General features: G+C 65.6%; 14 protein-coding genes. 9 read left to right on the top strand and 5 right to left on the bottom strand.

Features of this window, described 5'->3' with window-relative positions:
- Positions 1-59: 59 nt before the first annotated feature.
- From gspG to gspD, 5 genes are read left to right on the top strand one after another with little or no spacing between them, the layout of a single operon-like run.
- Positions 60-548, top strand: a complete 489-nt coding sequence (gene gspG / locus PVW49_RS19870) for a type II secretion system major pseudopilin GspG (RefSeq protein ID WP_371398957.1) — start codon at positions 60-62, stop codon at positions 546-548.
- Positions 545-1015, top strand: coding sequence for a type II secretion system protein (locus PVW49_RS19875; RefSeq protein ID WP_048534313.1), 471 nt, complete (start codon positions 545-547; stop codon positions 1013-1015). The genes gspG and PVW49_RS19875 overlap by 4 nt, the downstream gene beginning before the upstream one ends.
- Positions 1012-1344, top strand: a complete 333-nt coding sequence (gene gspI, locus PVW49_RS19880) for a type II secretion system minor pseudopilin GspI (RefSeq protein WP_053083396.1) — start codon at positions 1012-1014, stop codon at positions 1342-1344. The genes PVW49_RS19875 and gspI overlap by 4 nt, the downstream gene beginning before the upstream one ends.
- A 13-nt stretch (positions 1345-1357) precedes the next feature.
- Entirely contained in the window at positions 1358-2266 is a 909-nt protein-coding gene (locus PVW49_RS19885; protein WP_074839293.1) for a type II secretion system protein N, read from the top strand.
- A gap of 9 nt (positions 2267-2275) precedes the next feature.
- Positions 2276-4207 (top strand): type II secretion system secretin GspD, encoded by a 1932-nt coding sequence (gene gspD, locus PVW49_RS19890; protein ID WP_274591371.1) that lies wholly within the window; start codon positions 2276-2278, stop codon positions 4205-4207.
- Positions 4208-4215: 8 nt separating this feature from the next.
- Here gspD and PVW49_RS19895 read toward each other — a convergent pair whose 3' ends face one another.
- The 5 genes from PVW49_RS19895 to PVW49_RS19915 all read right to left on the bottom strand — a co-directional run bounded on the left by PVW49_RS19895 (position 4216) and on the right by PVW49_RS19915 (position 10317).
- Positions 4216-5199 (bottom strand): MBL fold metallo-hydrolase, encoded by a 984-nt coding sequence (locus PVW49_RS19895; protein WP_274565377.1) that lies wholly within the window; start codon positions 5197-5199, stop codon positions 4216-4218.
- Between the two features lie 112 nt (positions 5200-5311).
- On the bottom strand, positions 5312-5740 hold the full coding sequence (locus PVW49_RS19900; RefSeq protein ID WP_048534318.1) for a universal stress protein: 429 nt from the start codon (positions 5738-5740) through the stop codon (positions 5312-5314).
- The gene (locus tag PVW49_RS19905; RefSeq protein WP_274565376.1) at positions 5737-8337 is read right to left on the bottom strand and encodes a TRAP transporter permease; all 2601 of its coding nucleotides are present in this window, start codon (positions 8335-8337) and stop codon (positions 5737-5739) included. The genes PVW49_RS19900 and PVW49_RS19905 overlap by 4 nt, the downstream gene beginning before the upstream one ends.
- Before the next feature lie 126 nt (positions 8338-8463).
- The gene (locus PVW49_RS19910; RefSeq protein ID WP_048534322.1) at positions 8464-9432 is read right to left on the bottom strand and encodes a TAXI family TRAP transporter solute-binding subunit; all 969 of its coding nucleotides are present in this window, start codon (positions 9430-9432) and stop codon (positions 8464-8466) included.
- 33 nt (positions 9433-9465) lie between these two features.
- A complete protein-coding gene (locus PVW49_RS19915; RefSeq protein WP_211568998.1) occupies positions 9466-10317 on the bottom strand; it encodes a MurR/RpiR family transcriptional regulator in 852 nt (283 codons plus the stop codon).
- Between the two features lie 111 nt (positions 10318-10428).
- Between PVW49_RS19915 and PVW49_RS19920 the strand changes: the two genes are divergently transcribed.
- From PVW49_RS19920 to PVW49_RS19935, 4 genes are all read left to right on the top strand, one after another.
- Positions 10429-12819, top strand: a complete 2391-nt coding sequence (locus PVW49_RS19920; RefSeq protein ID WP_274591372.1) for a GcvT family protein — start codon at positions 10429-10431, stop codon at positions 12817-12819.
- Between the two features lie 137 nt (positions 12820-12956).
- Positions 12957-13481 carry a hypothetical protein gene (locus PVW49_RS19925; protein WP_048534325.1) on the top strand — a complete coding sequence of 175 codons (525 nt, stop codon included), beginning with the start codon at positions 12957-12959 and terminating at the stop codon, positions 13479-13481.
- 256 nt (positions 13482-13737) lie between these two features.
- Positions 13738-15744 (top strand): sensor histidine kinase, encoded by a 2007-nt coding sequence (locus PVW49_RS19930; RefSeq protein ID WP_274565373.1) that lies wholly within the window; start codon positions 13738-13740, stop codon positions 15742-15744.
- 96 nt (positions 15745-15840) lie between these two features.
- Positions 15841-16596 carry a sulfite exporter TauE/SafE family protein gene (locus PVW49_RS19935; RefSeq protein ID WP_274565372.1) on the top strand — a complete coding sequence of 252 codons (756 nt, stop codon included), beginning with the start codon at positions 15841-15843 and terminating at the stop codon, positions 16594-16596.
- Positions 16597-16610 lie beyond the last annotated feature (14 nt).

Genomic DNA, 16610 nt, shown 5'->3' on the forward strand with positions numbered 1-16610 from the left:
CCTCCGCACGGTTTTTCTAACACCCAATTATAGATACGCTTATCGGGGAGAAAAGTTGCATGTTTGTAGTGCTCAATATGCGTCGCCGCAGACCAAAGCGCCGCCCGGGCCGCAGGGCGTCCGACGCCGGCGTCACCTTGATCGAGATGATGGTCGTGCTGGTAATTATCGCGGTGGTGGCCGCGATGGTGGTGCCCAATGTCATTGGCCGCCCGGACGAGGCGCGGGTCACCGTGGCCGAAACCGACATCCGGTCGATCGCCAGTGCGCTGGAACTCTATCGGCTCGACAACCGGGTCTATCCTTCGACCGCGCAGGGGCTGGCGGCGCTGGTCGAGCGGCCGACGGCGGCGCCGGTGCCGCAGAACTGGGCGCAGGGCGGGTATCTGGCGGCGATGCCGGCCGATCCCTGGGGCAACGACTACCTGTATCGTTCGCCGGGCGAAACCGGGGCCTTCGATCTCATCAGCCTCGGCGCCGATGGCCAGACCGGGGGCGACGGCGTGAACGCGGATATCGCACATGGAGTGCAAGTGAGCGCGAAATGACCCGGACGGCCCCCCAGACACGCCGCCCCGACGCGGGCGTCACCCTGATCGAGACGTTGGTGGTGCTGGCGATCATCGGCACGGCGGTCGGGGCGGCGATGCTGGCGATCCCACGGGGCACCGAGGCGCCCGGTGCCACCCGCGAGGCGCGGCTGTTGCAGGCGCGGCTGACCCGGGCGGTGGATGCCAGCCTCGAGACGCTGGCGCCGGTGCGGATGCTCTGGGATCCGACGGGTTACGTTTTCGAGGTCTGGGAGGATGACGGCTGGCAGGCGCATCCGGCGCCGGTGCTGGCGGCGCGGCACGGTTTTCCCGGCGGCGTCTCGCTCGAGGGGGAGGGCACGCTCAGCATCACCCCGGAGCTGCTGCCCCCCGAGGACGGGCCGCTGCGCCTGACCCTGCGTGGCGGCGCCCCGGCGGTGTTGCGGTTTGATGGCTTCGCGGCAATGCTGGAGGCCGGCACATGAGGCGTGACGACGGCTTTACCCTGATCGAGACGCTGGTTGCGCTGGCAGTTCTGGCCACCGGCGCGGTGGCGCTTCTCGGGGTGGTCGAGGATCACACCGGCCGGATCGCCGGGCTGGAAGACCGGGTCACCCTGCGCTGGGTGGCCGAAAACCGGCTGGCGGCGCGCCATCTCGGGCTCGAGGTGCAGCCGGCCTGGGACGCGGTCTTTGGCCGCCGGGCCGCGGTGACCGAGGCCGAGCGGACATTGACCGACGCCGGCCTCACGGAACGGATCGTGACGGTCGAGGGCGCGCGCGGCGGCGTCGTGCTGCGCGGCTATACCTGGTAGGAAAGGGAACGACATGACCGCAAGACAGCTCTGGGCCATGACCGCCCTTGTCTTTGCCGCCGCCCTGGCCAGCCTGGGCTGGCAAGCCAACGAGCGCGGCTGGCTGCGCCTTGCGCGGGTCTCGACCCTGCCGGCGGATATCCTGCGCCCGCTCGACACCGGCTCTGCGGTGGCGCCCGATATCGGCGCGATCCTCGCCTTTGCCCCCTTTGGCCGGCCCGACCGGGTGGTGGCCGAGAGCGACGCCCCGGCGAAACCGGCGCCGACCAAGGTGAACTTCGCCCTGCGCGGCATCCTCGCCTATGCCGACAAGGCGGTGTCGCGGGCCTTTATCTACGATGGCACCGACACCAATGCCTATCGCATCGGCGAGAGCGTCGAAGACGACGTTGTGCTGACCGACGTGCTGGCGGCTTCGGTGATTCTCAAGATAGACGGCACCGAGCACGAGCTGGGATTCGACGGTTTTATCCGCGACGACCTGATCGCTGGCCAGACCGCCCCGCCGACGGCCGATGTCACCGAGGTTGCCGAGGCGCCGAACGATCCGCTGGCGCGGCTGGCCGCCTCGCTGACTGCCGGGCGCGGCTCGCTCGATCTGCGCGAGGCGCCGCCGCCGGAAACCATCGACGATTACATCGACAAGTGGCGTGGCCGCATACAGCGCGACCCGGCCGAGGTGATGGAGACCATCGGCGTCGAACGCACCGACCGCGGCTATCGCATCAAGCCCGATCCCGACATCGGGGTGACGCTGGCAGGGTTGCAACCGGGTGACATTGTCACGCGGCTTAACGGTCAAGCGGTCGGTAACATTGACAAAGACCGCCAACTTTATGACCAAGTAGCAGCGGCGGGAGTGGCACGGTTGGAAGTCGAGCGTTCAGGAGAAACGCTGCTGATGACCTTCTCGCTGAGATAAGGGAAGGCAATGCGGGCAGTCTGGCAGGTTTTTTACGCGGTGGCGCTTGTCTCGACCTTGGTCGTGGCGCTGCTCGCCGGTGGGCCGCTGATGGCTCAGGAGGACGATGGCGAGACCTTCGTCGTCAACCTTCGCAATACCGAGATCACCGTTCTTGCCGAACAGGTCTCCGAGATCACCGGCCGTACCCTGGTCATCGATCCGGGGCTTCAGGGGCCGGTCACCGTGGTCTCGGCCGAACCGCTGACCCGGGCCGGGGTCTGGGCGCTGTTTCAGTCGATCCTGCGGGTGCGCGGCTTTACCGCCGTCGAAAGCGGCGTCATCTGGGAGGTGATCCCCGAGGCCGAGGCCCGCGCCAAAGGCGGCACGCTGAGCGGCGCCAACGAGGCCGGTTCGCAGGATGTGGTGACCCGGCTGCTGCCGCTCGACCGTCTGCCCTCGGAGGAGGCGGTGCGGGTGCTGCGGCCGCTGGTGGCCGAGAGCGGCTATATCGAGGCGCTGAGCGATCCGAATGCGATCATCGTGTCCGACGCCCGTGCCAATGTCGACCGGATCGCCGCCATCGCCGCCACCTTCGACAGCCCCGAGAGCCTCAAGACCGAGGTGGTCCGCTTTACCTTTGCCGAGGCCGCGACGGTGGCGACGGCGATCACCGAAGTGCTTGGCTCGGCCGGCACCGGTGCGCGGCTCTCGGTCGATCCGCAGGCCAATGCGCTTCTGGTGCGCGGCAGCGATGCCGAACTCACCGAAATCCGGCTGCTGGCCGAGAGCCTTGACCGGGCGCCGCGTTCGAGCCCGCAAGAGGTGTTGCGCACCCATATCTATCAGTTGAAATTCGCCGATGCCGAAGCTGTGGCCGAGATCGTCACCAACACGATCCGCGGCGGCGCCGATCTGGCCAATCCGGTGGCCGATGCCGAGGCCTCGGGCGCGCCGGTGCAGCCCGGGGCGGTGACCGAGGTTTCGGTGCAGCCCTCGCCGGAAACCAACGCGGTGGTGATCCGCGGCACGGAACGCCAGGTTGCCGAGGTGACGCAACTTGTCGACGCGCTCGACAAGCGGCGGGCGCAGGTGGTGATCGAGGCGGCAATCGTTGAGGTCTCGGGCGAGGTCGCCGACCGGATCGGCACCCAGCTTGGCATCGGGCCGGATCTGCCGCAGGGGGTCTTTGCCAGCACCTCCTTCGACAGCGGCGGTGCGCCGCTTTCGGCGGTGTTGACCGCGCTTGGCGTGGCGCCGGCCGGGGCGCTGGCCTCTGGCCTGACGTTGGCCGGCACGGTCGATGATTTCGGCATCCTGGTGCAGGCGCTGTCGCAATCCTCGCGCGCCAACCTGCTGTCGACGCCGTCGATCACCACGATGGACAACCGCGCCGCGTCGATCGTGGTGGGGCAGAACGTGCCGTTCCGCACCGGCTCTTTCGCCACCGACGGCAATACCGCCGAACCCTTTACCACCATCGAACGCCGCGATGTCGGCATCACCATGGAGGTGCTGCCGCGGGTCACTGCCGGCGGGGTTGTCCGGCTGGACATCACCCAGGAGGTGTCGTCGCTGGTCAATACCAACGTGCAGGGCGCCGCCGATCTGATCACCAACCGCCGGGTGATCGAAACCACGGTGCAGGCCCGCGATGGCGGCACGGTGGTGTTGGGCGGGTTGATCACCGATGACAGCCAGGCGCTCGACAGCAAGGTGCCGGGGCTGGGGGATGCGCCGCTGGTGGGGCGTCTGTTCCGCTCGAAGAACCGTCAGCAGACCCGCCGCACGCTGTTTGTCTTCATGCGTCCGACGGTGATCGACAGCGAATACAAGATGAAAGACGTGGCGCAGAAGCGCTATCAACGGCTGCGCAAGGCCGATGCCGACGAACTGCCGCGCAATCTGTTGAAATCGCGCAAGGTCAAGCGGATCCCGTTGGAGATCGACGGGCTGTACTGAGCGCCGGTCTAGGCGGCGAACATGTGACGCCGGCCCACCGCCGACGGCACGACCCGGCTTTCGCCAAATGCTTCGACAAGCTTGTGGGTTGCCCGCCAGCCGGTGCAATGCCCGGGCACGAAAATCTGCAAGTCGAACTGGCGCAGGTCCTCGACGGTTTGCGGAATGATGGATTCGCAATAGGGGCCGGAGAGGTGAAATCCGCCCATGACGCCGTAAAGCGGCACCGGGTCAAAGACCTCGCGGGCGTGGTGCAGCACATTGACCACGCCGGCATGTGAACAGGCGGTGAAAACCACGATGCCGCGATCTCGGACATGCACCGCAACGAAGCGTTCGTCGAGGATCAGCTCATCCGGCTGCCAGCTGCCATCGGCGGCAAGCCGGACCTGGCCCAGCAACCCCTTTTCGTATGACGTCACCCGCGGGATCTCGCCGCTGAGGTAGAACAGGTCGTCCAACAGCAGCTGTGGATCATCGTTCAACGACACCTGTCCGCCGGCCGCCTCGAGTTTTTCGGTCGAGGGCACCTTGGCAAACGGCAGAAGGCTGCCGTCGGCGCGCTGCATGGCGCGATCGACAAACATGCCCCTATTGGCGTAGATCGGGGTTGTGCCGCCGGACTTGGCATCGGAAATGAGCCGCAAGGCCGCGATCATGCCGCCGACGTGATCCCAGTGGCCATGCGAGAAGACCGCCGCATCGATCACCGCCAGATCCACGCCCAACCGGTTGCTGTTCCGGTCGACGCCATAATCTTCGGGCCCGGAATCAAAGAGCATCGTTCGTTGCGTGTCCCCCGACCGGGCCGAAACGATCAGCGACAGCCCCCATTGTGCGCAGCACAGGCACCGCCCCGACAATTCCTGCGCGCCGGCGCGCAGAACATTGGGAATTTCCGCCGTAACATTGTCCGGGACCGTCGATAGGATATCGCTGACATTGTCGACAAGAACGAGGACGTCGCAGGCATCTACAGGTTTCAGTTCCATGGTGATCCCTCCCTGACGGGGACAGGATACCACAGGCCCGCGTAAATTTCACACGGCCGCGCCCGCGCAAACGCCGATAGCGTGCGATTGCAACGGGCAAGGATGTTGCGGCCTACAGCCGGACCACGAGCACCGAGGTCTGGGCGTAGCGGGTGATGCGGGCGGCGTTGGGGCCGATGACACGGGTGGCGAAATCGGGCTTGTGCGCGCCAACGATGACAAGGTCGGCCGAAACCGTCTCGGCCGCCTCGAGCACCTTTTCGTATGCCGAGCCCACCACCACGATGCTCTGCACCGGCGCCAGATCCGACAGCAGCTCCCGCTCCATCTGGTGCAGCGCCTCCTGCGCGGACTCCGAGGCATTCTTGAGCGTGCCCTGCTTGAAGAAAGAGCCGACGAAGGTGGAGCCGTAATCCGGCAGCACGGTGACGACGCTGAGCGCCGCCCCCTCGAGCCGGGCCAGTCGGCCCGCCTCTGTCAACAGCGCCTTTGCGTCGTCCTCGTGGGTCAGGTCGATGGCGCAGAGAAACCGCTTGCTCATGCGAAGGCCTCCTCGGGTTGGTCGGTCTGGCGTCTGCGTTGCAACAGGAAGACGATCAGCACCAGAAGCAGCGCCGGGATGTAGAAGATTTCCTTCGGCATGCGGTCGGCAGCGACTTCCAGCTCGACCAACTCCCAATCCCAGTCAATGCCAAGCTGTTCCGACGGCCCGCCAAATTCGAGGTTGTCGACAAAGATACCGCCGTCGTCCTCCTGACGGAACTCGATACCGGCGCCGGAAGACAGCCGGGCGATGCCCTCCTCTCCGGCGGGGCCGAGCGGCAGCAGGAAGCGGGCATCGATCGGATCGCCGTTGAGGTTCTCGCCCACCAGCCTGACCCGGAGCGAGGCATCGTCTGGCGCGACCTCGGCCATCTGGAAGATTTCCGTTGCCGGGCGGGTTTCGAACTCGGGTGATATCTGGTCGAGGAAGAACCCCGGCCGGAACAGCACGAAGGCGGCGATGAGCAGGATGGCGCTTTCATAGAGCCGCGACTTGACCATGAAATAATTCATCGTTCCCGCCGCAAAGAGCAGCATGGCGATCAGCGCGAATATGAAGACGAATATCGCCTGGACCGGCCCGACATCGATCAGCAGCAAGTCGGTGTTGAAGATGAAGAGGAAGGGCAAGAGCGCGGTGCGGATCGAGTAGAAGAAGGCCTGGAAGCCGGTCTTCAGCGGGTCGCCCTTGGAGATCGCGGCGGCGGCGAAACTGGCCAGCCCGACAGGTGGCGTCACATCCGCCATGATCCCGAAGTAGAAGACGAACATATGCACCGCCACCAGCGGCACGATCAGCCCGGCCTGCGACCCCAGTTCGACCACGACGCCGGCCATCAGTGAGCTGACCACGATGTAATTCGCCGTGGTCGGAAGCCCCATGCCGAGGATGATCGAGATCACCGCGACAAAGAACAGCATCGCCAGCAGGTTGCCGCCCGACAGGAACTCGACGAATTCCGCCATCACCTGGCCGATGCCGGTCAGGGTCACGGCGCCGACGATGATGCCGGCGACGCCCATGGCGGCGGCCAGGCCGATCATGTTGCGCGCGCCGGCGATCATGCCTTCGGCGATGTCGGAAATGCCTTCGCTGATATGGCCCACGATGTTGCCCTCGCCGCGGAAATACGCCTTGAGCGGGTTTTGCGTCAGCAGGATGAACAGCATGGCGATGGTCGACCAGAAGGCCGAGAGGCCCGGCGATTTGCGTTCGATCATCAGCAGGTACATCAGCAGCAGAATCGGCATCAGGTAGTGGATGCCGGTCTTGAAGATCTCCTTGGTGGGCGGCAGATGCTCCATCGATTCAAGGCTCATCGCCAGGTCTTCGCCCTGGGCCGCATAGCGCACGGCGGCCACATAGGCCGCCAGCATGATCGCGACGATCACCCAGAGCGAGGCGCCGCCAAAGGCGCTGCCGATCGCACCGACGATCACCCCGGTCAGGAACAGCGTGCCGCCGGCGATGACGATGGAAATGGCGATGATGAAGATCGCGCCGAGGATGAACTTGACCGGGTGCATGCGGCTGGTGCCGGTCATGCCCATCTTGAGCGCCTCGAGATGCACGATATAGACCAACGCAAAATAGGAGATCGCGGCCGGTACGATGGCGGTCTTGACCACTTCGACATAGGAAATGCCGACGTATTCCGTCATCAGGAAGGCCACGGCGCCCATCACCGGCGGCGTCAGCACGCCGTTGATCGAGCTGGAGACCTCGACCGCGCCGGCCTTGGTGGCGGGAAAGCCCACCTTCTTCATCAGCGGAATGGTGAAGGTGCCGGTGGTGACCACATTGGCAATCGACGAGCCCGAGATCAGCCCGGTCGCCGCCGAGGCGATCACCGCCGCCTTGGCCGGACCGCCGCGCAGGTGGCCCAGGGCCGCGAAGGCGAGCTTGAGGAAATAGTTGCCGGCGCCCGCCTGGTTGAGCAGTGAGCCAAAGAGCACGAAGAGAAAGACAAAGCCCGAGGAGACCCCGAGCGCCACGCCAAAGACGCCTTCGGTGGTCAGCCACATATGCGACATGGCCTTTTCGAAAGAGGCGCCTTTCCACTGCACCACTTCCGGCAGGCCCGACCAGGAGCCGAAGAAGACATAAGACAGGAAGAACAGCGCCACCGCCATCAGCGGAATGCCGAGCGAGCGGCGGGCGGCCTCGAGCAGCAGGATCAACCCGATGCCGGCCATGATCAGATCGACCGTGTTGGGGTTGCCGGTGCGGTTGGCGACGCCGCGATAATCCCACCACAGGTAAGAGGCGGCGATTGCGGCGACAATGGCGATGACCCAGGTCAGCGCCGGAATATGGTGCCGGGGCGCGCCCTTGTAGCCGGGAAAGGCGAGATAGGCGAGCAGCACGGCAAAGCCGAGGTGGATGGCGCGGGTCTGGGTGTCGTTCCAGACGAAGCCGACCATGAAGGGCAGGGGAGAGGCGATCCAAAGCTGATAGATCGACCAACAGAGCGGAATGACCCAGAGCGCGCGCCGCCCGAGGGCGTCATGCGGTGCCCGCCCCCCCGTGTCGGCATCCGCCACGATATCGTCGAGCGCCGGATCGGGCCCCGGCTGTCCGCGCTTTTGTTCCATCGGTATCCCCTGTTGGCTGCGGATGCGCTGGCCCCGCAGGGCCGCGCGCCGCTTGTTGGTTGCCGGCGGCGCGTCGAGGCGCCGCCGGTCGATGTCAGGCCGCGGGGCCGTGCCCCGCGCGCCGGCTTACATCAGGCCGGCTTCCTTGTAGTACTTCTCCGCGCCCGGGTGCAGCGGGGCCGAGAGACCGTCCTTGACCATCTCTTCCTTGGTCAGGGCACCAAAGGCGGGGTGCAGCTTCTTGAAGTCATCGAAATTGTCGAAGACCGCTTTCACCAGCACATAGACCACCTCGTCGGGGGTATTGGCATCGGCCACGATGGTGGCTTTCGGGCCCCAGGAGACCACGTCGGAATCATTGCCCGGATACATGCCACCGGGAATGTTCGCTTTGGCATAGGCCTTGTTCTGCTCCAGCACCCGCTCGAGGTTCGAGGTACTCAGGTCAAGCAGCTCGATGTCGCAGGTCGAGGTCGCTTCCATGGTCGAGCCATTGGGCAGGCCGGCGGCCCAGATCGCGGCATCGATGTTGCCGTCGCAGAGCGCGGCCGCCTGTTCCGAGCTTTTCAGCTCGGCGGCGAGACCGAGGTCGCCGGGGGTGATCTCGTTGGCGGCCATCAGCACGTCGGCCAGCGCCCGGGTGCCCGAGCCGGGGTTGCCGATATTGACCGCCTTGCCCTTCATGTCGGCGACCGACGAGATGCCGGTGCCGGCGCGTACCATGACGTGCAGCGGCTCGGGGTGGATCGAGAACACCGAACGCAGGTCGCCATAAGGCTCGTCGCCGTCAAAGGCGCGGGCGCCTTCCATCGCGGCGGTCTGCACGTCGGATTGCACCACGCCGAAGTCGAGCTCGCCATTTCGGATGGTGCGGGTGTTGTAGACCGAACCGCCGGTCGATTCGACCGAACAGCGCACGTTGTGCTCTTTGCGGTCCTTGTTCACCAGACGGCAGATCGCGCCGCCGGTGGGATAATAGACCCCGGTGACACCGCCGGTGCCGATGGTGATGAATGTCTGATCCTGAGCCTGGGCCGCAGTGCCCATGGCCGCCACCGCGGCCGCGGCCGCAGTGAATTTGAGATGTGCAAACATTATGGTCTCCTCTGTTCAGTCTTCTTTGAGTTGTCAGACCTCGGTCAGTTTCCGGGTCTGTTCCTCCGTTGCACGTATTCGCGCTTCGGCTTCGGGGCCGACGCGGGACACCAGCATCGACATCATTGTTTCAATCAGCACAAGGGTTGCCGTGTAGGAAGAAAAGAAATTTGCTGTCTGTGAAGGTACGATAAACGGATGGTCGGCAACTTCAAGCGCCGGGCAGGCGTGGCTGTCGGTCAGGACGATGGTGGTGAAACCATTGGTCCGCGCCACACGCACCGCGCGAACGCTGGCCTCGGCATAAGGCGATTTCGTCAGAACGATCACCGCGTCGCCGGGCGACATGCTGGCAAAGGCCGCCGCCGTCGAGGCGCCACTGCGCCCGGCGACCGACCAGTTGCGGGCGAAGAATTGCGCCTGATAGCCGATGTAGTCGGCAATTCCGGCCGAGCCCAGCAGCCCGACCAGCAGAACCTTGTCGGCGCCGTGCAGCGCCTCGACCGCTGCCGCGAGCCGGGCACCGGAGATCGTGCGTTCGAGCTGCGCGATGTTCTGGGTGCAGATCCCGGCCTGGCGGTGCAGGAAGGTCTCGGGCGCCTGATCGCCTCGGCGCAGCGCCTCGGCCCGATCGGCATAGGGCACCAACCGCTCGCCCATGGCGGCACGCTGGGTTTCGCGCAGGGATTCGTAATCCTTGAAGCCCAGAATGCGGGCCAGCCGCGAAAAGGTGGCCGGAGAGACGCCGCTCGACTGCGCCATCGCCCGCAGCGATCGGGTGGCCACATCCACCGGGTTCGAGGCCACATAATCCGCCGCCCGCCGCAATTGCGCGCTGAGATTGACATATTCGGCGCTGATACGATCCTCGATGGTGTCCGGCACAGAATCTCCTTTCCGCCTGAAACTGAGCGTTTCAAACGTTTTGTGTGTTGTCAACTCCTGAAACAAGTGTTTCATGCGGTCAGCCTCACGATGGCCAAGCAGGAGACCCTCATGTCCGAGACATTGCCCGAACACGCCTCAGTTGTCGTCATTGGCGGCGGCATCATGGGGTGCTCGACCCTTTATCACCTTGCCCGGATGGGGGTCGGCGACGCCGTCCTGGTCGAGCGCAACCAGCTCACCTCGGGCACCACCTGGCATTCGGCGGCGCAGGTGCGGGCGCTGCGCCATTCGCGCAACCTGACCCGGATGATCCAGTATTCCGTCGATCTTTACGCCCAACTCGAGGAAGAGACCGGCCAGAATGTCGGCTGGATTCAGAAGGGCTCGCTCTCGATCGCGACCAACCCCGACCGGCTGACCCATATCCGGCGGCAGGAGGCGCTGGCCCATGCCTATGGCATCGATGCCCGTTCGATCAGCGCCGGCGAGGCCAAGGAACGCTGGCCGCTGATGAATGCCGAGGACGTGCTGGGCGCGGTCTGGTCGCCCGACGACGGGCGGGTGTCGCCTTCTGATGTCTGCGCGGCGCTGGCCAAGGCCGCCCGCAAGCGCAATGCCAGGATCTTCGAACAGACCGGCGTGACCGGCATCCTGACCGAGAACGGAAGGGTGCGCGGCGTCGAGACGACGCGCGGCACGATCCGCTGTGACGCCGTGGCGCTCTGTGCCGGGCTCTGGTCGCGTGAGGTCGGGGCGATGGCGGGGGCCGAGGTGCCGCTTCTGGCCTGCGAGCATTTCTACCTGCTGACCAAGCCGGTCGAGGGCATCACCGGCAACATGCCGACGCTCTCGGACCACGACAATCATCTCTACATTCGCGACGACAGCGGCGGTCTGCTGGTGGGGTGTTTCGAACCGATGGGCAAGCCGATCGCGCCGGGCGTGCTCGACGAGAATTTCGAGTTCCGCCTGCTGCCCGAGGATTGGGATCACTTCGAACCAATGATGATGAACGCCCTGCACCGGCTGCCGGCGCTGGAAACGGCGGAGGTGAAATCGTTGCTCAACGGGCCCGAGAGCTTTACCGCCGACGGCACCTTCATGCTGGGCGAGACGGCCGAGACGCGCGGGCTTTTCCTTGGCTGCGGGATGAATTCGGTCGGCATGGCTTCGGGCGGCGGGGCAGGGATGAACCTGGCGCATTGCATCGTGCATGGCCACACCGCCTATGATCTCTCAGAGGCCGATGCCAAGCGGTTTGCACCGGTGTTCAACTCGGTCGAACATCTGATGGCCCGGGCGCCGGAAATCCTTGGCACGCATTACGAAATCGCCTTTCCCGGCAAGCAGCTCAAGACCGCGCGCGGGCTGCGCCTTCTGCCGCTGCACAAGGACTACGTGGCCGCCGGGGCGCGGTTTGGCCAGGTCTACGGCTGGGAGCGGCCGCTTTACTTTGGCGGCGAGGCCACACCGGCCCTCACCTTTGGCCGGCCGCCCTGGTTCGATCAGGTCAGAGCCGAGGTCGCGGCGGCGCATGAGCGGGCGGCGATCTTTGACGCCTCGCCCTTTGGCAAGATCGAGGTGCAGGGCCCCGACGCCGAGGCGTTTCTGCTGCGCAGTTGCGCCGGCTACATGGCGCGCAAGCCCGGTTCGGTGATCTACACCGCCGTGCTGAACGACCGGGGCACGTTTGAATCCGACATCACCGCCCATCGCATTGCCGAAGATCACTACCGCCTGTTTGTCGGCACCGCGGCGATCAAGCGCGATCTGGCCTGGTTCCGCCGGCACGCCGAGGGCTTCGACGTCACCCTGACCGACAGCACCGAAGATTACGCGGTGCTCGGCCTGATGGGGCCCGAGGCGGCGCGGATCGCGGCGGACTGCGGGGCGCCCGAGCTGAACGATCTGGGGTACTTCAAGGTCGGCCCGGCGCATATCGCCGGCCATCACGTGCGCGCGGCGCGGATGTCCTATGTGGGCGAGGCCGGTTGGGAGATCACCTGCCGCGCCGAGAACGCCCCGGCGATCTACGCCGCACTGACCGGGGCGGGGGCCACGCCTGCCGGGCTCTACGCCCAGACCGCGATGCGGATCGAGAAGGGCTTCTGCGCCATGGGGCACGAGCTTGACGGCGACGTGACCCCGATCGAGACCGGGCTCGACTTTGCCATCCGCAAAACGGGCGGGTTCATTGGTGCCGAGGCATTGGCGGCGCGTGGTGCCGCCGGCGCGGAAAACCACGTGATCTCGCTCACCTTTGACGATGCCGAGGCAGTGCCCCTTGGGCACGAGCCAATCCACGCCGAAGACCAGATCGTCGGCCAGACCACTTCGGCCGCCTTCGGCTTTCGTGTTGGCGCGCCGGTGGCACTGGGCCATGCCAAGGGCCTCGGCGACGGGCAGCGGGTGCAGGTGGATATCGCGCGGCGCCTGTTCGACGCGACAGTCACCCTCGGGCCGCTCTTTGACAGGGAAGGCGCACGGATGAAGCCCTGAGCCGCCCCTGCCGGAAAGGCGGGGTTCGCCCCGCTTTTTACCGATTTTGGCGCGCAGCTATTGACGTCTTGGCAAGGGAAGCCGAGCATTGTTGCCATCACATATTGACGTCGCGTGTTTTTGGGACCGGCATTCAGATGACAGAAGATCAGGCGCGGATTATCACGCAGGACTTTCTCGACCGTCAGGGCGACGCCACCATGGCTGGCGATGTCGAGGCGACGCTGGAGTATTGCGACATTCCCTGCACGCTCGAAAGTCTTCAGGGCCGCGCCGTGGCCAACACGCGCGCCGAGATGCGGGCGCTCTGCGCGCATTTCATCGCCGAGATCCAGGGCAAGCGGCTGACCCATATGGTGCGCCGCTGCCTTGATGCGGTGCGCAAGGGCGAGGACACGATCTGGGCCACCTATGAAACCCGCTATGTGCGCGAGCGCCAGCTGCTGACCGAAGAGCCTTACCTCAGCTTCATCATCTTGCGTCGCAAGGAGGACCGCTGGCGGGTCAGCGCCATGCAGTTCGCGGTCAGCAAGGACAGTCCGGCCAATATCACTCTGCGGGATTGGCAGGCCAACAGGATCGCTGTGCCGACCGAACAGGCCCGGACCCCGGCGCCCAGCATCGACGCCCACCGCGACGTCTTCGAAAAACTCTCGCAGTGACCGCTCTGGCGATCCGTTCCGCCACGGAAACTTCTGGCTAAGACCTTGGGGAGCATCGCTTTCCGGACGCTGCCCCCGGCTCCCTGCCGGAGCGGTTCGGCCCGGAGTCGACGATTTTCCCTTGATACTCTTATCCGCTCGCAGGAGGATGACCAGCGGTGATATCCTACGTATCGGACGCCGGGATCGGCAACCGGGCCACCGGGCGGGCCGGTCGTGGTGTCGTTTTCCGAGCCACAACGAGAGAGGGATGGGAGTGGACCAATCTGCGCGCGCGGCCGCTTCGGTCGATACGAGCCCCGACCTCGCGCCGGTGAATGCCGCACCCGCGGCAACGGCCGTGGCGCGCCCGGGTCGGCCCACCGCCTTGGGACTTGCGGCGGTCTATCTGCTTTATCTGCTGGCCGCCGGCTTCGGGCGCTGGATGATGGTGATCCCCGACATCCCGATCACGGTCTGGCCACCCAATGGCGTCATCCTTGCCATGTTGCTGACCAGCCCGCGGCAAAGCTGGCCGTGGTGGATCGCGGTGGCGGCACTGGGCGAGCTGACCGGCAACGCGCTGTGGTTCGGCAACCCGCTGCTCTGGGCACTGGGCTATGTCGGGGCGAATGCCGCGGCAGTTCTGGTGGCGGCCCTGTTGCTGGCGCCGTATCTCGGCGCACCGATTCGCCGGATCGACACGCTACGCCAGGTCCTGGCGCTGCTGGCAATCGGCGTGTTGGGCGCGCCGGTGATCAGCGCCACTCTCGGCAGCGCCATTGATGCACTTGTCGGCAAGAATCCTTTTGCCACCACCTGGCCCGTCTGGTGGCTGGGCGATGCCACCGGCATTCTGATCGCCACGCCGTTGGTGATTTCCGCCCACAACATCTGGCGCGAGCGTCCGCGGCCCGACAGCGCGCAGCTGCTCGAGGGGGCGGTGATCGGCCTGCTGCTTTTCGGGCTCACCTCGTGGGAAATGAGCACCGGCGCGGCGCATGCCTTTCTCTTGCCGCTGCCGGTTCTCTGGGCCGCCTTGCGGTTCGAATTCCGTGGCGCAACGCTGGCCGTTCTGGCGCTGGCGGTGGCCATCGCCGCCCATGCGCAGACCTTTGAGATCGCCGCGGTCTCGCCTTCGGGGCCGGTGCTGCCGCACACCCGGATGCAGGTGCTGTTGCTGGTCGCCGCCGCGACCGGGGTAATTGTCGCCGCAATCACCAGGCAGCAACGCCGGGCCGTTGCCGAACTGGCCGAGGTCAATGCCGCGCTCGAGGTGCGGATGGCCGAGCGCACCCGCGCCATCGAGGCCGCCGAAGAGCGGTTTCGCGCCACCTTTCAGAATGCCGGCGTCGGCATCAGCATCGTCGGCGGCAATGGCGTGCTGCTGCGCGTCAACGAAAGCCTGGCGCGGATGCTGGGCCGCGAGGTGTCCGAGATGGAGGGCGAGGCGCTTGACGATTTCACCCATCCCGACGATCTCACCCTGAACCACGAGGCCTGGAGCCGGCTGGCCTCGGGCGCGGCGGATGAATACGATCTTGAAAAGCGTTACCTGCATCGCGATGGCGCGGTGGTCTGGGGCCACACAACGGTCAGCTGTGTGCGCCATTCCGACGGCCGCATCGCCTATCTGATCAAGATCATTCAGGACATTACCGCCCGGCGCCGCTCTGACGAGGCGCGGCAGATGCTGATGCGCGAGGTCAACCACCGGAGCAAGAACCTGTTGTCCATCGTCCAGGTGATCGCCCGCCAGACCGCGGCGCATTCGCCCGAGGGGTTCGTCAAGATCTTTGGCGAACGGTTGCAGGCGCTGGCGGCCAATCAGGATCTGCTGGTCAACAACGAATGGCAGCGCATCAACCTCTCCGATCTGGTGACCAGCCAGCTCAGGCATTTCGGCACCATCGGCAGCCGCGTGATGATTTCGGGCCCGCCGGTGGTTCTGCCGCCGGCGGCGGCCCAGACCCTGAGCATGGCGCTGCACGAACTGGCCACCAACGCCGCCAAATACGGCAGTCTCAGCAATGAGGCCGGCCGGGTCGACATCGGCTGGGAGATCGACGGAAGCACGTTTCGCATGAATTGGCGGGAAACCGGCGGGCCGGAGGTCTGCCCGCCCCGGTCCAAGGGTTTCGGCTCGACCGTTCTCGACACGATGACCGCCTCGTCGATGTCGGGCGAAGTGCGGATCGACTATGCGCCACAGGGATTGGAATGGGAGCTGCGCTGCCCCCGCTCGGCCCTGGAGCAAGGGGCTGAAACGGGGCGTTTCGAGTAAAACTCAGCTAATACGTATACGTTTTTGGCAAAATATCTTGCAACTACTCTGAAAATGTATCCATAAAGTGCCGTCACGACCTGAACGGAACTTGCCATGGTTTCAGCGCTTACCGATCCAGCCTCGCTGGCCGCGATTGCCTTGGCCCTTCTGGCCGGTGGCATGCTCAAGGGCGCACTCGGCTTGGGCGCGCCGGTGATCGCGGTGCCGGTGATGGCCTCGTTCTTTGACGTGAAGCTGGCGGTGGCGCTGATGGTCCTGCCGAATTTCACCACCAATGTCTGGCAGCTCCGGGCGTTCGGCCGGGCGCGGCTTCCGGGGCGATTTCCCTGGGTCTTTGCCGGCGCCGGGGCGGCCGGGGTGGGCCTTGGCACGCTCATGCTGGTCTGGCTGAGCTCCGACACGCTCAAACTCATCCTGTCAGGGGCGGTGCTGGCCTATATCGGCCTACGGTTGCTGAGCCCGGCCTTCGCCCTTTCTTCCGCACGGGCCAACCGGCTGGCGGCGCCCATGGGCGCGCTCGGTGGGGTGCTGCAAGGTGCTGCCGGGATCTCGGCGCCGGTCTCGGTGAGCTTTCTCAATGCGATGCAACTGTCGCGACCGGTCTTCATTCCGACGATCTCGCTGTTCTTTGCCGCCACCACCGCGGTGCAGGTGCCGCTGTTGCTGGCTGCCGGCGTGATGACCCCGACGATCCTGTTGATCGGTGTCACCGCGCTGGTGCCGCTGTTTCTCGGCATGCGGATCGGTGGCTGGCTGGCCAAGTCGATCTCGGCCCGGAGCTTTGATCGGCTGATCCTGCTGATGTTGGCGGCATTGACGATCAAGCTCTCGACCGACGCGCTGTTGTAAGGCCTTGCGGCGGC

Origin of the sequence: Marinovum sp. PR37 (genome assembly GCF_028807375.1) — a bacterium.
In the GTDB taxonomy this organism is placed as follows: Bacteria; Pseudomonadota; Alphaproteobacteria; order Rhodobacterales; family Rhodobacteraceae; genus Marinovum; species Marinovum algicola.

Bases quoted from the DNA above. Each gene is read 5' to 3' on its own strand.
- PVW49_RS19925 (WP_048534325.1), top strand. From the start codon at position 12,957: ATGACAGAAGATCAGGCGCGGATTATCACGCAGGACTTTCTCGACCGT.
- PVW49_RS19905 (WP_274565376.1), bottom strand. From the start codon at position 8,337: ATGGAACAAAAGCGCGGACAGCCGGGGCCCGATCCGGCGCTCGACGAT.
- gspG (WP_371398957.1), top strand. From the start codon at position 60: ATGTTTGTAGTGCTCAATATGCGTCGCCGCAGACCAAAGCGCCGCCCG.
- PVW49_RS19910 (WP_048534322.1), bottom strand. From the start codon at position 9,432: ATGTTTGCACATCTCAAATTCACTGCGGCCGCGGCCGCGGTGGCGGCC.
- PVW49_RS19900 (WP_048534318.1), bottom strand. From the start codon at position 5,740: ATGAGCAAGCGGTTTCTCTGCGCCATCGACCTGACCCACGAGGACGAC.
- PVW49_RS19885 (WP_074839293.1), top strand. From the start codon at position 1,358: ATGACCGCAAGACAGCTCTGGGCCATGACCGCCCTTGTCTTTGCCGCC.
- PVW49_RS19920 (WP_274591372.1), top strand. From the start codon at position 10,429: ATGTCCGAGACATTGCCCGAACACGCCTCAGTTGTCGTCATTGGCGGC.
- PVW49_RS19895 (WP_274565377.1), bottom strand. From the start codon at position 5,199: ATGGAACTGAAACCTGTAGATGCCTGCGACGTCCTCGTTCTTGTCGAC.
- PVW49_RS19875 (WP_048534313.1), top strand. From the start codon at position 545: ATGACCCGGACGGCCCCCCAGACACGCCGCCCCGACGCGGGCGTCACC.
- PVW49_RS19935 (WP_274565372.1), top strand. From the start codon at position 15,841: ATGGTTTCAGCGCTTACCGATCCAGCCTCGCTGGCCGCGATTGCCTTG.
- gspD (WP_274591371.1), top strand. From the start codon at position 2,276: ATGCGGGCAGTCTGGCAGGTTTTTTACGCGGTGGCGCTTGTCTCGACC.
- gspI (WP_053083396.1), top strand. From the start codon at position 1,012: ATGAGGCGTGACGACGGCTTTACCCTGATCGAGACGCTGGTTGCGCTG.